General features: G+C 29.8%; 15 protein-coding genes and 1 tRNA gene (1 of these 16 cut by a window edge). 6 read left to right on the top strand and 10 right to left on the bottom strand.

Annotated features, from left to right (window positions below; all coding sequences use genetic code 11):
* Positions 1-253: 253 nt before the first annotated feature.
* From LPB302_RS00170 to LPB302_RS00160, 3 genes are all read right to left on the bottom strand, one after another.
* Complete coding sequence (locus LPB302_RS00170; protein WP_053974343.1) at positions 254-814, bottom strand: response regulator transcription factor; 561 nt, start codon at positions 812-814, stop codon at positions 254-256.
* A gap of 152 nt (positions 815-966) precedes the next feature.
* Positions 967-1929 (bottom strand): DUF8740 domain-containing protein, encoded by a 963-nt coding sequence (locus LPB302_RS00165; RefSeq protein ID WP_053974342.1) that lies wholly within the window; start codon positions 1927-1929, stop codon positions 967-969.
* A 1-nt stretch (position 1930) separates the two neighbouring features.
* Positions 1931-2401 (bottom strand): T9SS type A sorting domain-containing protein, encoded by a 471-nt coding sequence (locus LPB302_RS00160; RefSeq protein WP_053974341.1) that lies wholly within the window; start codon positions 2399-2401, stop codon positions 1931-1933.
* A 255-nt stretch (positions 2402-2656) separates the two neighbouring features.
* Between LPB302_RS00160 and LPB302_RS00155 the strand changes: the two genes are divergently transcribed.
* Positions 2657-2729 (top strand) — tRNA-Gly (locus tag LPB302_RS00155).
* 39 nt (positions 2730-2768) lie between these two features.
* Here LPB302_RS00155 and LPB302_RS00150 read toward each other — a convergent pair.
* Positions 2769-3425, bottom strand: a complete 657-nt coding sequence (locus tag LPB302_RS00150) for a rhomboid family intramembrane serine protease (protein WP_053974340.1) — start codon at positions 3423-3425, stop codon at positions 2769-2771.
* Between the two features lie 84 nt (positions 3426-3509).
* On the opposite strand from LPB302_RS00150, the gene LPB302_RS00145 reads away from it, so the two are divergent.
* Positions 3510-4436, top strand: coding sequence for a lysophospholipid acyltransferase family protein (locus LPB302_RS00145; RefSeq protein ID WP_053974339.1), 927 nt, complete (start codon positions 3510-3512; stop codon positions 4434-4436).
* 30 nt (positions 4437-4466) lie between these two features.
* Positions 4467-5387, top strand: coding sequence for a lysophospholipid acyltransferase family protein (locus tag LPB302_RS00140; RefSeq protein WP_053974338.1), 921 nt, complete (start codon positions 4467-4469; stop codon positions 5385-5387).
* On the opposite strand, the gene LPB302_RS00135 is transcribed toward LPB302_RS00140, so the two are convergent.
* Genes LPB302_RS00135 through glmM form a run of 3 tightly spaced genes read right to left on the bottom strand, consistent with a single transcriptional unit; the run spans position 5365 to position 9070 of the window.
* A complete protein-coding gene (locus LPB302_RS00135) occupies positions 5365-6831 on the bottom strand; it encodes an aminotransferase class V-fold PLP-dependent enzyme (protein WP_053974337.1) in 1467 nt (488 codons plus the stop codon). The two genes, LPB302_RS00140 and LPB302_RS00135, sit on opposite strands and share 23 nt — an antisense overlap.
* Before the next feature lie 12 nt (positions 6832-6843).
* Complete coding sequence (locus LPB302_RS00130) at positions 6844-7674, bottom strand: hypothetical protein (protein ID WP_053975327.1); 831 nt, start codon at positions 7672-7674, stop codon at positions 6844-6846.
* Between the two features lie 4 nt (positions 7675-7678).
* A complete protein-coding gene (gene glmM, locus LPB302_RS00125) occupies positions 7679-9070 on the bottom strand; it encodes a phosphoglucosamine mutase (RefSeq protein ID WP_053974336.1) in 1392 nt (463 codons plus the stop codon).
* Positions 9071-9219: 149 nt separating this feature from the next.
* Between glmM and LPB302_RS00120 the strand changes: the two genes are divergently transcribed.
* On the top strand, positions 9220-9996 hold the full coding sequence (locus tag LPB302_RS00120) for a DUF6090 family protein (protein WP_053974335.1): 777 nt from the start codon (positions 9220-9222) through the stop codon (positions 9994-9996).
* Between the two features lie 2 nt (positions 9997-9998).
* Here LPB302_RS00120 and LPB302_RS00115 read toward each other — a convergent pair whose 3' ends face one another.
* Together LPB302_RS00115 and rpsA are read right to left on the bottom strand one after the other, a co-directional pair.
* The gene (locus LPB302_RS00115; protein WP_053974334.1) at positions 9999-11330 is read right to left on the bottom strand and encodes a M24 family metallopeptidase; all 1332 of its coding nucleotides are present in this window, start codon (positions 11328-11330) and stop codon (positions 9999-10001) included.
* Positions 11331-11452: 122 nt separating this feature from the next.
* Positions 11453-13282 carry a 30S ribosomal protein S1 gene (rpsA, locus tag LPB302_RS00110; protein ID WP_053974333.1) on the bottom strand — a complete coding sequence of 610 codons (1830 nt, stop codon included), beginning with the start codon at positions 13280-13282 and terminating at the stop codon, positions 11453-11455.
* A 214-nt stretch (positions 13283-13496) separates the two neighbouring features.
* Here rpsA and LPB302_RS00105 point away from each other — a divergent pair, with 214 nt between their 5' ends.
* Both LPB302_RS00105 and LPB302_RS00100 read left to right on the top strand, forming a co-directional pair.
* On the top strand, positions 13497-13949 hold the full coding sequence (locus tag LPB302_RS00105) for a RidA family protein (RefSeq protein ID WP_053974332.1): 453 nt from the start codon (positions 13497-13499) through the stop codon (positions 13947-13949).
* A 3-nt stretch (positions 13950-13952) separates the two neighbouring features.
* Positions 13953-14582: a 7-carboxy-7-deazaguanine synthase QueE gene (locus LPB302_RS00100; protein ID WP_053975326.1), complete on the top strand. Its 630-nt coding sequence runs from the start codon at positions 13953-13955 to the stop codon at positions 14580-14582.
* A 114-nt stretch (positions 14583-14696) separates the two neighbouring features.
* On the opposite strand, the gene cmk is transcribed toward LPB302_RS00100, so the two are convergent.
* Positions 14697-14751 carry the 3' end of a (d)CMP kinase gene (gene cmk, locus LPB302_RS00095; protein WP_053974331.1) on the bottom strand. Its footprint extends 644 nt past the window's final position, so 55 of the gene's 699 nt are visible here — the last part of the coding sequence; its start codon lies beyond the right edge, outside the window; its stop codon occupies positions 14697-14699.

Here is a 14751-nt window from a genome sequence, read left to right as displayed (position 1 = left end):
TTATTAATTGATTTTAAACTTTGAAGATTAGGGAGCCTTCTAACATAAAAGTGTGGTGGGATTACTTCTACGAATAATAAATTCTATAAAAAATGATAGTATTTTTCAATACTATTGGAAGATCAGGGAGTCTTCATTGTAAAAGAGTAGTAGGGTGTCCTTTACGGTTAACAAATATATATAATAAATCAAGTATTAAAAGTACTACAAATGATACTTTTACATAAAATACAAATTATTAATAATTTAATATCTAAATAATACCAACTTGAGCTACAAATTTAACCAACTCTGCAGTGTTATTGCAATTGGTTTTTTCAAGTATATTTCTTCTATATTTATCTACAGTATGTTTACTTATAAATAAAGTTTCTCCTATAGATTTACTATTTAATCCTTCAGACATTTTTTTAATAATTTGTAATTCTCTTTTATTTAAATCTATTTGATGACTAATTTGATAGCGATGAATACATTGTTGTAATTCTTCTATTGATAAGGGTTTAAGAAGATAATCAAAAGCAGCAACCTTTATAGCACTGATGGCATAATGAGCTTGTTCGGAATAAAAGATAACTTTTGTATCTAAAAATTGCTTTTTTATTTCTTTAGCAATGGCTATTCCAGAAACACCTGTCATTTCTATTTCAGAAATTACTAAATCTGGCTGGGTCTCTTTAATAAACTCTAAAGCTAACTCTGCGTCATTAAATATACCTGTAATTTCTACTTTGTTTGATTTTTTTAATAAATCAGTTGTTCTAATTAGGGAAGAATTAACATGGTCTATTAAGACTATTTTAATTTTTTTCATTGTTTTGGCTAGCAATTATGCTCACGAAAATAACAAAAAAGAATTGAATCGAAAAAAACAACCATTAAATATAGGGATTAACCACCTAATATATAATGATATAAAACACTGATCACTTGATTTAAGCTTTAAAAAAATTAAATCATAATTTTTTAGAAAGATCTTATAGCCCGAACAGAATTTGCAAAGGTTTTAAAAATTGTTGATTCTTGACCATTAGAAAAATCTAAACCATATGCACTATTATCTGAACTTTCTGTAGATGTCCAATATACATCATTCACTAAACTATCTCCGCTATTAGCTGCAGCTGTTGTATTAACTGCAGACCTACTTTGATAAATTAAATTCATTTCTAGTCTGCTTGGTAAATACCAATCTCCATAAGTTACACCATCTTGAATTATTTGTAAATCATTACATAATCTTGCTGCAAAATTATCTCCATCATCACCTATCGCAATTATAGAAGGTATAATAATCGAAGTATTAGATTTACCTGCATACAATCCATTACCCTTTGCATGGGTATTACCAAATGTTCCTGCATGCCATCTCATAGCTGCACTTTGATTTACATTCGCAACTACTAAACCATGTTGTTCAGTCTCATCTACCCAAAAAACAATACCTCCTTGTACAAAATCGCCTATTTGATATGTTTTAACTTCAGTTACTTTAGGCTTATTTGTTAAATCATCGTAATTACCACTAAAAACATTTTTAGCATATAGTGCATATGGTACACTTAAGAATTGGCTTGTTCCTGAAATAGTATAGTTAGATCCACCATCAATATCTGTTTCTGTTTTAATAAAATAAGAATCAGCACCCCAATCTATAGTTGCAAAAGTTCCGTTAACAACATTTCCTGTACCAATTTCGAAAGTAACTAACCCATTAGTATTAGTTGTAGGGTTATGAGTTTCAGAATATACAATTGTACCTGTTGTAGAAGTTTTTATGATACTAATTTTCATACCTACAGACTTCTCACTCACTAAACTACCATCTGCATTTCTAACTACAGCTTGATAACTCATTTTTTCTGGTGATTGACCTAAAGCAGAAAAACTGATACATACTAAAATTACTAAGGTTAAAATTCTTTTCATGTTACTTTTTTATAATTTTGAATGTTTTTAATTCTTTATTTTGTTGATGTACTTTTAAAAGATATACTCCAGCTGAATAATCTTTCATAATAATACTAGTATTCTTTTCTTTGATTACTCCTTTTAGTAAAGTTCTTCCTTTAATATCGAACATTGTAAAACTTAAATTGGTTTGCTCAAGATTTGAAAGTTCTAGAGTAATTTTATCTTTGGTAGGATTTGGGTAGGTAAAAGCATTTAAATTTAGTTCTTTAAAATCTTTATTACTTAATACAAAAATTTCTAAGCTTTGCTGAACACCTTGAGAAACTGAACCATTGGTTCCAATGTTCGTAGTATAAATATTTTGCCCAACTGTGTAGGTTACAGATCCATTACCAGTTGCCTTACCTCCTGCTGATGAATTTGTTGACTGTGAAAAAACAGAAATTGAAATACTTAAAATAAATAGTAGTAAAATCTTTTTCTTCATAGCTAATTTATTAAAGCTGTTTTATTACAACTAATTTTAGATGTGCAAAATAATAAATTGAAATTAAAGTATCTATCTTATTAATAATAGTTTTTAATCTTGAATTGCAACCAATCATGAATTTAATTTTATCAGATAAAAAATATTCTAAAGGTATTAGTTTGATATAAAAACAGATAGCAACTTGCTAAAATTATTTCTACATTAATTATTGGAAAAGTAAAAAATGATACTATATTTGCAGCTCTTTACCATGCGAAAGTAGCTCAGTTGGTAGAGCGTCAGCCTTCCAAGCTGAATGTCGCCAGTTCGAACCTGGTCTTTCGCTCTAAAAGACTTTATTAGCAATAATAAGGTCTTTTTTCGTTTATAGACTTTTTAGTTTATCACTAAATACCAGAAGTAAAATAATAGGAATAGCCAATAGAATAACGAACATTCTATTTGTATTGAATAATACAGGGTTTAATAATAATGTTAATGCAAACCCACCAATTGCTCCTCCTAAATGTGCTGCATGGCCTACATTACCAACTTGTTTTTTCATCCCATAAATAGAATACAACAAGTAACCAACACCAAAAATATAACCAGGAATTGGCACTGGTATAAAAAACAAGTATAAACTCATACCTGGATAAAGTAATATAGACGCATAAACAATCCCAGAAACAGCACCAGAAGCGCCTACTGCACTATAATAGGGTTCGTTTTTATGATATTGTAAAGTATACAAACTACCAGCAATCAAACTACCAAAGTAAATAATTAAAAAAGGCAAGGTGCCTAGAAAAGAAATCACAATATTTCCAAAAGCATACAAAACATACATATTTAGTATTAAATGCATCCAATCTACATGCAAAAAACCAGAAGTAAGCATTCTAATTTTTTCATCACCTTTCACCCTACTCACTTGAAACTTATATTTATCTAAAAAAGCATAATCTTCGAAACCTTTTATAGAAAATATAACATTTGCAATTATAACAATTAAGACTACTGTATTTATTCCTTCTAACATAATACAAAAATAGCAAAAATAGGATTGTAAAAATCGTGAAGATTTTAAATATTATTTATCATATTTGTACACGAAAACAAAAATATGCAGTATTTATTTTTTCTATTTTTATATCCTATCATTTGGTTAATATCTAAAATTCCAATGCGAATTTTACATGTGATTTCTAGCATAATTTTTGTTTTTGTATATTATATTTTTAGCTACAGAAAAAAGTTAGTTTTAGACAACTTAAAACTTGCTTTTCCTGACAAAAAACTAAAGGAAATTCTTAGAATTAGAAAAGAATTTTTTAAACATTTTTCTGACCTTTTTATAGAAACACTTAAGGCTATTTCTATCTCTGAAAAAGAGATTTTAAGACGTTATAAATATTCAAATCCAGAGCTTGTAAACAAATACATAAATCAAGGAAGAAGTATTGCCTTAGTAAGTGCTCATCAAGCCAATTGGGAGTGGTCTGTAAACTCGCCTTTAGTCTTAAAAACTTGTGTTAATGGGGCTTACACAAAAATTGGTAATCGATTTTTCAACAAAACTGTAAAAGCATCAAGAGAACGTTTTGGTTTTAAATGCTATGAATCTACGAAAACTGTAAAAGCAATTTACAGTGATTTTAAGAATAAAATTCAAGGGGCATATTTATTAATTAGCGATCAATCTCCACAAGTTGAACACACGCTTTATTGGAAAGAATTTTTTGGGGTAAAAGTACCTTTTCATGTAGGTGCAGAAACCCTCTCTAAAAAGTTTAATTTAGTGGTCATTAATTGCGCTACAAAAAGAGTAAAAAGAGGGTTTTATGAAACTACTTTTGAGTTAATTGCTGAACACCCAAATGAGTTTGAAAATTATAAAATTACAGATAAATATATTAGCCTAACAGAACAATTAGTTAGAGAACAACCCGAATTTTACTTATGGTCTCACAAACGTTTTAAACATAAAGACAAGTATGAAATTTGGGAGAAAAACAAAAAAGTAAAATTGAAAAATAAAGTTGTAAAATAAACACGATATTTGTGCTAAATTTTTCGATAAATGAATGCAATTGTTTTCTATTTAACCTATCCTCTACTTTGGTTAATTTCAAAATTACCAATGGCAATTTTGTACTTAATTTCAGACTTTTTTTATGTAATTTTATACTACTTAATTGGTTATAGAAAAGATGTTATTTTACAAAATATATCTTACGCTTTTCCTAATAAAACTGATGAGGAAAAAGCTCAAATCGCAAAGAAATTTTACAGACATTTTACAGACATCATTTTAGAAAGTGTAAAGTCTTTTACCATCTCTGAAAAGGAGATAAAAAAAAGGTATACTTATAGAAACCCAGAGTTGGTTAACAAATATGTAGAAGAAGGCAGAAGCATAGCACTAGTTGGGGCTCACTTATCAAATTGGGAGTGGTCATTTAGTCTTCCATTAGTAATTAATACTAACGTTTTTGGAGCCTACAACAAACTAAGAAATGAAACTTTTGAAACCACTTTAAAAGAAAGTAGAGAAAAGTTTGGTGTTAAAGGTGAAACTACAGCAAATTTCATGAAGTTGATGAAAAAGAACTTTGAAGAAAAAGTTAAAGGTGCTTATATATTGCTAAGTGATCAATCTCCTCATGTAGAAAAAACCTTCTATTGGTGTGAGTTTTTTGGAATAAAAGTACCTGTACATACAGGTGCAGAAATGCTAGCTAAAAAATATAATTTGGCAGTTATCAATTATAAATCTAAAAAAATTAAAAGAGGTTATTATGAGACTGAATTTGAGCTAATTGCAGAAAACCCAAATGAGTTTGAAGACTATAAAATAACTGAAAAATTCTTAGAAATTACGGAGAAAAATATACACAAACAGCCAGAAAATTACCTTTGGTCTCATAAAAGATTTAAGCACAAAGATCGATTTGAAGAATGGAAAAAACTACAGGAATCTAGATTGAAAACCAAGAACTAACAAGCTCTTTTTCAATTGGAGCTATAGTGTTGTGCACATAATCATTTTTAGTAGCATCGTACCTATAATCTAAAGCCCACTCTTCTATATTTACTGATAATTCTTTTAAAGAAGTACACACAAAATCTAACTCCTTATTTGTGATTGTTGGATGCAAAGATAAACGAACCCAGCCAGGCTTTTCTGTACTACAACCCTCTAAAATTTGACTTTTAATTTTATTGGAAGTTTCTTGATTAACATTCAATAAGAAATGACCATAAGTTCCTGCACAAGAACAGCCTCCTCTAGTTTGAATTCCAAAACGATCATTTAACAATTTAACCACTAAATTAAAGTGATATTTTTCGAAATAAAATGAAAAAATACTAAGTCTCTTTTTCTGATTTGGAGCTAATATTTTTACACCTTTTAATTGTTCTAAAGTAGTAAATACTATTGCATTAATTTCGTCTTCTCTTTCCTTTATTTTTTGTGTACCCATTTTCTCTTTCAACTGAATTGAAAGTGCTATTCTAATGGTTTGTAAAAAGGCTGGAGTACCTCCATCTTCTCTGGTTTCTACATCATCAAAATAATCATGTTCTCCCCAAGGATTTGTATAGCTAACAGTACCTCCTCCTGGATTATCTGGAATAGTATTTTTATATAATTTCTTATTAAAAATCAATACACCTGCACTTCCTGGACCTCCTAAAAATTTATGAGGTGAAAAGAAGATTGCATCTAAATATTCATCCTCATCTTCTGGATGCATATTAATATCTACATAAGGTGCACAGCAAGCAAAATCAACAAAACATAAACCATTATAACTATGAATTAGTTTAGCTACTTTATGGTAATTTGTTTTAATACCTGTTACATTAGAACAAGAAGTTATGGAAGCAATTTTAATGGCTCTATGCTCATGCTTTTTAATGCATTTTTCAAATTCTTTAAGGCATAATAAACCATGCTCATCACAAGGAACTACTTCTACGTCTGCAATAGTTTCTAACCAAGAAGTTTGATTGGAATGATGCTCCATATGAGAAACAAAAACAACTGGTTTTATTTCTTCAGGAATTGTTGTATGATCTTTTAAATGCTCAGCAACTTTTAAACCCAAAATTCTCTGAAACTTATTTACAACACCTGTCATTCCTGAACCTGTTGTAATTAAAACATCACTAGAATTAGCATTTACATGCTTTTTAATAATCTTTCTAGCTTCATGATAAGCCAATGTCATTGCAGCACCAGAAGTAGATGTTTCTGTATGTGTGTTTGCAACAAATGGCCCAAATTCGTTAGTGAGTTTGTTTTCTATAGGTCTGTATAACCTACCACTTGCAGTCCAATCACAATACACCAAATTTTGCTCTCCATAAGGAGATGTAAAAGTTTGATTTATACCAATAATTTCTTTTCTAAACTGTGAAAAATACTGCTCTAAACTCATATCAAAATCTATTTAAAAGAGGTTAAATTTTGCCCCAAATACTAATGTTTTTTCAAAGAAAGTAAAACTTTGTGATGCTGTATCTGATGGGTCTTGTGTGGTTCTAATATTAGACATATCTATATAGCCATACTTTAAATCTGATTGTATAAAAAAGTGTTTAAAGAAGGTTAAATTTAAACCTGCGCCTATGGAAACTCCCCAACCTGAAACGTTAAATTCATCATTTGCTGTTTGATTAAATAATGCTATATCCGTTCTTGGATACAAGAATCCTGCACCTATACCTTCTGTGATATTTAGTTGTAAATTCTCATCACTTATACCAATTAAATGACCAATTTCATCAAACCTTTTTACCTCTAAGTTTACATAATTTAAACCATCTGTATGTTCCATCAATAAGAACTCATTTATTAGGTCTATATCATTATTATTATAAACTCCATCAAAAGGTGTACCTGCATTTATTTCTCCATTAATTTTTACAGTTTGATAAGATTGCACAACATATTTCATATGATCTACCCCTACTGAAACTGTGTAGTGATCATTTAAAAAATAACCAATTCTAAAGTTTGTTTGCGGAATTGTAATTCTATCTAACTTAAAATAATCATTGTAAGAAAAATCTGTTGGCCTATCATAGGCAACTACATCTTGTAATGTAAAGTCGTAGTTATTTCCTTTAAAAGAAATATCAGAGTTCGAATATGTGGCTCTGTTCCATCCCCAATAAACAAATATCTTACCCTTGTTAGATACTCTAGGAAAGTCTTTTTTCTGTGCTGATATTGTTATCGACACTAAAAAAAAGAATAATAAGCCGAATTTTGTTTTCAAAATATTACGCAATTAATTCTTTAATTTCTGCTATAAATCTTTCTGCTAAAGCGTCTGCTGCTGCTTGTGATTTTGCTTCTGTATAAATTCTGATAATTGGTTCTGTATTAGATTTTCTTAAGTGAATCCACTCTTCAGCAAAATCAATTTTTACACCATCTATTGTGTTTACATCTTCATTGGCATATTTTGCAGCCATTGATTCTAAAATATTATCAACATCTATTGCAGGCGTTAATTGTATTTTATTTTTACTCATAAAGTAACTTGGGTAAGAATCTCTTAACGTTTTACAAGATACTTTTTGATGCGCTAAATGTGATAAAAATAAGGCAACACCAACTAATGAATCACGTCCATAATGAGATTCAGGATAAATAATACCTCCATTTCCTTCTCCACCAATTACAGTATTGGTTTCTTTCATTTTAATCACCACATTTACTTCACCTACTGCAGAGGCTGTATAAGTTCCTCCATGCTTTTCTGTAATATCTCTTAAAGCTCTAGATGAAGATAAATTAGAAACTGTATTACCACCTTTTAATCTACCTAAAACGTAATCTGCACAGGCAACTAATGTATATTCTTCACCAAACATAGAACCATCTTCAGAAACTATTGCAAGTCTATCTACATCTGGATCTACAACAATACCAAAATCAGCTTTTTCTTTAACTACTAATTCAGAAATATCTGTTAAGTGTTCTTTTAAAGGTTCTGGATTGTGAGGAAAATGTCCATTTGGTGTACAATATAATTCTACACACTCTACATTTAATTCTTTTAATAATGCTGGTATAAATAAACCTCCTGTTGAATTAACACCATCTACAACTACTTTAAAATTGGCTTTTCTAATAGCATCTGCATCTACCAATTCTAGATTTAAAACTTCTTGAATATGCTTGTGTAAATAAGTATTATTTTTTGTGTATTCTCCTAAATCATCTACTTCTGCAAATTCAAAATCTTCACTTTCTGCTAAAGCTAAAATCTGCTCTCCATCTTCACCATTTAAAAATTCACCTTTTTCATTCAACAATTTAAGTGCATTCCATTGTTTAGGATTGTGAGATGCTGTTAAAATAATACCTCCATCTGCATTTTCTAAAGGCACAGCAACTTCTACAGTTGGTGTTGTAGATAATCCTAAATCTACGACATTTATACCCAAACCAACTAAAGTGTTAGCCACTAAACTAGAAATCATTTTACCAGAAATACGAGCATCTCTACCCACAACAACTGTTAATTTTTGTTTGTTTGGATTTCTTTTTTTAATGAAAGCTCCATAAGCTGATGCAAATTTTACTGCGTCTATAGGCGTTAAATTATCTGCAGTTTTACCCCCAATTGTTCCTCTTATTCCTGATATTGATTTTATTAGTGTCATTCTCTTTTTTTAGTGAGACAAATATAAATTATTTAAGTAGATTTTTCTGAGATTTTAACTAATGAATATATACCAACTCAAGAATATTCTAACAAATTAAAAACTAATTATTTACATTTACTATCTTGAACAAAAACTAACTAAAACTAATGCTTCATTTATTTAAAAAAATACGACAAAAACTTCTTGTTGAAAAAAGACTTAGTAATTATATTTTTTATGCTATAGGAGAAGTGTTTTTGGTAGTTATAGGTATTTTATTAGCCATACAATTTAGTAATTGGAATGAGAAAAGAAACGAAGTACAAAAAGAAATTTGGTACCTAGACAACATTGCAAATGACATGTTTTATCAAAAAGAAACATTATTAGATCTTAAAAATAGTTTTGAGAAAACTTTATTGTTATCTCAAACAATTTTAAAAGATTATTATAAAAATAATTCATTTGAAAATGTAGACAGTTTATCATTTAAACTTAACCAACTAATGTCTACTTATAAATACCCTAATATTGATAATACCTATGAAGAATTAATATCATCAGGAAAAGTGTCCTTAATAGAAAACTATGATTTACTTACAGATATCATAGATTTTTACCTAAATACAGATGAAGTAGATTTTATGTTTTCAACAAATGAAGAGCAAGTTTTTTACGAAGAAGTTTACAGTGTTCTAATAAAATATTCTGAAGTAGATATATCTAAATTTATAGAATCTAATGACATAAATAAAAGTGATATTGAAATTCAGAACTATATTTTATCTGAATTAAAAAAGCCTCGTGTAAAATTAGAGCTAACAAATGCCATCAAAAATAAAATAATTATAGTGTCTGACTATTTAATTACTGTAGATGAATCTATTGCTGATGTTGATAGAATGATTTCTGCAATTGATACTGAAATAAACACTTTACAATAGGTTTATTTACTTTTTATTAAAATTAATTCTTCTTGAGGTTTAGTTAAATAACGTGCTCCATTTTTAGTTACAACAGCCATTTCTTCTACAGAAATTGTCTTTTCTGTTCCATCAGAGAGTTTCCAGGCATGAAAACCATCAAAAGCAAAGGTCATACCTTCTTTTAGTTCTTTTTGCGAGGCAGGTCTAACATGAGATGCTTGAGAACCTCCTAAATTAGGACCAACATCATGTGCTACATATCCTACTGGATGTCCTGTAGACCACATTACATATTCACTTTTAGCCTGCTCCATTAAAACTCTTTGAGCTCTATCTACATCTACTCCTTTTATCCCAGGCTTCATAGCTGCTAAAGCAGCTCTACTACCTGCTTTTCCACTTTCCCAATAAAACTGAATATCTTTTGGAGCTTCTGTTTCACCTTCTTTTAAAACATAAGCAAAACGTTGTATATCAGAAACCCATCTGTCATACAATTTAATTCCAAAGTCTATTTGAATAACATCTCCAGGCATAATAACTTTATCTGTTGCATGAGAATGACCTCTATCTGGACCTGAATTTACATTAGGATTTTGTGCTGGTGCCCAACCATCCTTAACTCCATATTCTGCCATTTTTTGCTTCAGAAATTTTGCAATTTCTGCATCTGTAGAAACACCTGAAACTACTTGTTGATAAGCCTCTATTTGAAATTGAGCAGTTAATTCTGCTGCTTTTGTTAATATTTCAACTTCTTCAGGTAATTTTATAGATAACCAATTATAAACAACCTCTGTTGAAGAGACTAGCTTTTCTTTATCATTACCTAAAAAGTTTTCTAATTCAGTTCTTTGCGTATATGTTAAACCATCTGCAGTTGAATTAGATTTAGATGAATTTATCGCTATTTTATTAAAATTTTGAGCTTTAATAAATGATACAGCTTGCTCTATTGCAGATTTTCCTCTTTCGACTGGTACAACATTTTCATGAATATCTAATTCATCTAGAGCAGTAGATTCTCCTGAAGGTGAAAATACAATTGAATGAAAACTATCACTCTTATCGTTATAAAAAAGAAATGCAGCTGTACCTCCTGCATTTTCTCCTCCAACATGATCTGCTAAAGGGTCGTTATTATTTTCTCTACAAATTACTAACCAAGCATCTACATTTGCTTCTTTTAAAGCATTTGGCAATAAAGTATTTATACGTTTTTTACGAATTTCTGGCCAAGGATTATCACCCCAATAAGCAGTAGGATCTATTTTTTGCTCTATCTCATCATTAGGTGAACATTGTATTAAAAGAAAAGAAAGTGTTATAAAAAATATAAGTTTGATTTTCATTGTATGTAGGTATATCATCAAATATAACAAATACTAAGTTTTCTTTAAGTTTATTGCAATAAAAAAAACCGTAGCAAAATTGCTACGGTTTTTAGTATTTATAAATTTTAGCTTACTAAAAATTATTTCTTTTTAGCATTAGCTTCCATTTGCGCTTTTAAGTCTGCAAGACCTCCAATATCACCTAAAGTAGTCTTTTCTGCATCTGCAGATTTCTTAGCAGCAGCTTTAATATTCTTACGCTCTTGTTCTTTGAATAAAGAAGTATGAGATACAACTACTCTTCTATATTCTTTAGAGAATTCCATAACAATAAATTGTACAGTATCTCCTTTTTCTAATTTAGAACCATCTTCTTTCTCTAAAAATCTAGTTGGAGCAAAACCTTCAACACCATCAGCAAAAGTTACTGTAGCACCTTTATCGTTTTTCTCTTTTATAGTACCTTCATGAGTAGAACCGATTGCGTATGTAGCTTCATGAGCATCCCAAGGATTATCTTGAGTTTGCTTATGACCTAAGTTTAATTTTCTGTTCTCAACATCCAATTCTAATACTTGAACATCTAATTTTTGACCAACAGTTACAAAGTCTGATGGGTGCTTAATTTTCTTAGTCCAAGATAAATCAGAAATGTATACTAAACCATCAATACCTTCTTCTAATTCAACAAATACACCAAAGTTTGTGTAATTTCTTACAGTACCTGTATGTGTAGAACCTACAGGGAATTTAGTGGTAATATCTGTCCAAGGATCTGGATGTAATTGTTTAATACCTAAAGACATTTTTCGGTCTTCTCTATCTAAAGTTAGAACTTGCGCCTCTACTTTATCTCCAACTTTTACGAAATCTTGTGCAGAACGTAAGTGAGTTGACCAAGACATTTCAGAAACGTGAATTAATCCTTCTACTCCTTGTTCTACTTCTACGAATGCTCCATAATCAGCTAAAACAACAACTTCACCAGTTACTTTATCACCAACTTTTAAAGTATCGTCTAAAGCTTCCCAAGGATGAGCCGTTAATTGTTTTAATCCTAATTGAATTCTAGATTTGTTATCATCAAAGTCTAAAATTACAACGTTTAATTTCTGATCTAATTCCACAACCTCATTTGGATGATTGATTCTAGACCAAGATAAATCTGTAATGTGTACTAAACCATCTACACCACCTAAATCTACGAACACACCATAAGAAGTAATGTTTTTAACAACACCTTCTAATACTTGTCCTTTCTCTAACTGACCAATGATTTCTTTTTTCTGTAATTCAATATCAGCTTCAATAAGTGCTTTATGAGATACAACAACATTTTTAAATTCATGGTTGATTTTAACAACTTTAAATTCCATTGTTTTCTCTACATACTGATCGTAATCTCTAATTGGTTTAACATCAATTTGAGATCCAGGTAAAAATGCTTCGATTCCGAAAACATCTACAATCATACCACCTCTAGTTCTACACTTAACAAAACCATTAACTACTTCACCTGTTTCATGAGCATTGTTTACTCTTTCCCAAGCTTTAATTACTCTCGCTTTTTTGTGAGATAATACTAACTGACCAGAAGAATCTTCTCTTTTGTCAACTAATACTTCTACTGTATCTCCTTCTGCTAAATTTTGGTTGTAACGAAATTCGTTTAACGAAATTACACCTTCAGATTTAGAGTTAATGTCTATAATTGCATCTCTATCTGTAATTCTTACTACAGTTCCTTCAATTACATCACTTTCATTAACAAAACCAATAGTACCTTTTAAAGCTTCTTCGAATTCTTTTAATTTTTCTTCATCAACAGCCTCAATACCTTGTTCGTATTTGTGCCAGTTAAAGTCAGCTAAAAATTGTTTTGGATCTTGTTTTTCCTCTACAGCAGGAGTTGCTGCGTTTTGTACATCAGAAGCTACTTGCTCTTCAGTAATTTTTGTTTCTTCAGACATATGTCTAAAATAATTTGTATCTTATTGTTTTTCAGATTTTTAACGATAAAAACAGCAAGAGCTATTTATAAAAATTGTTTTATCTAATTCCTTTTCTAAATCTGTTCTCGCAAAAAGGAGTGCAAATTTACAAAATTAGTTTGATAATTAGCAGTTTATAAATAAAAAATATCATGTTAAATGTGATTATATTTGTACTGAAAATCAAATCCTTATGAAAATAAAAGCAACCATAACATTTCTAATCAGTTTGATTACAATTTTATCTTGTACAAATAAAGAGGTAAATACAGTTAAACATTATAAATCTCATGAAGAAAGTAGAAAAAATGTACCTTTTTCTGATGCTGTCCAAGTTGGTAATTTATATTTTTTAACAGGACAAATTGGTAAAAATCATGCTACAGGTCAATTGGTTAAAGGAGGTATAGAAGCAGAAACAAAACAAACTTTAGAAAACATTAAAGATGTGTTAAATCATCACAACCTAGAACTAAAAGATGTGGTAAAATGCACAGTTATTCTTGCCGACATTGAAGATTTTTCTCAAATGAATGGAATTTATCGCTCTTTTTTCAAGGAAAATCTACCTGCAAGAACTACATTTGCAGCCAATTTAGTTGCAGGTGCAAAAATTGAAATTGAAGTGGTTGCTGCAAGAAAGTAGATGATGGATAAAAAGACAAAAGATTTAGTAGACAAAGGTATTATGCTTCCTTTGATGGAAGAATTTTACACAATACAAGGTGAAGGTTCTCACACAGGTACTGCTGCTTATTTTATTAGAGTTGGTGGTTGTGATGTGGGTTGTCATTGGTGTGATGTTAAAGAAAGTTGGAATGCAGATTTACACCCACCAACCATGGCAGAATCAATAATAGATAACGTAAAAAAATATACAAATACTGTTGTAATTACTGGTGGTGAACCTTTAATGTGGTCTATGGATTATATTACAGAATTACTTCAAAAAAATAATATTAAAACCCATATTGAAACTTCTGGAGCATATTCTTTTTCTGGAAAATGGGATTGGTTTTGTCTTTCACCAAAGAAAACAAAATTACCTCTAGCAGAAAACTATAGAGAGGCAGATGAATTAAAAATGATAATTCATAACAAATCAGATTTTGATTTTGCTGAAGAACAAGCTGCAAAAGTGGGCAAAAAATGTCAGTTATTTTTACAACCAGAATGGAGTAAAAAAGAAAAAATGACAGCGCTTATTGTAGATTATGTAATGAAAAATCCAAAATGGAAAGTTTCTTTACAAACTCATAAATATCTAAATATTCCTTAGAATACTTAATTGGTCCCATAATTTTTTTTTAGCTAATACCTGCTTTACACTATATCTTTTTTGCGAAAAACAAAAAAGGATGTCGTTTCAACCAGGGCTAATCTAGTCTGATTCTTAACTGCTTTGAGAAAGTTTCTTGTCTACTAAACTGCAAATCCTTTCAAATTGC

It is taken from the genome of Polaribacter dokdonensis, from assembly GCF_024362345.1.
Lineage (GTDB): Bacteria > Bacteroidota > Bacteroidia > Flavobacteriales > Flavobacteriaceae > Polaribacter > Polaribacter dokdonensis.
Note: the sequence above shows the minus strand (reverse complement) of the source record. Positions and strands in the feature narration are given on the sequence as shown.